The following is a 254-nucleotide window of genomic DNA, read 5'->3' on the forward strand; positions in this document are numbered from 1 at the left end:
GGCACCGGTTTCGGCGGCATGGTCGGAATAATTGAGGCCGATGCAGATGAATTTGCCGGTGCCGGCCACGCAGGGGCCGATGCGGGCCGGCTGCAGTTCCGGCAGGCTTTTGGGATCGTTAGCGGCGATCTTCGCCAGCCCTTCCGGGGAAATGGCGGCCCCGGCGAGATCGGCCACATGGCCGGAAAGGTCACGGATCTTGCCCTGGTCATCCAGGATTGCCGGCTTTTCATGGCCCGGCTCGCCAACACGCA

At 65.0% G+C, this 254-nt stretch carries 1 pseudogene; it reads right to left on the reverse strand.

What is annotated here, in order from left to right:
• A pseudogene (locus KVS69_RS19935) lies at window positions 1-254 on the reverse strand (2-hydroxyhepta-2,4-diene-1,7-dioate isomerase); the annotation flags it as partial.

This window comes from Stenotrophomonas sp. GbtcB23 (genome assembly GCF_019091045.1).
Lineage (GTDB): Bacteria > Pseudomonadota > Gammaproteobacteria > Xanthomonadales > Xanthomonadaceae > Stenotrophomonas > Stenotrophomonas rhizophila_A.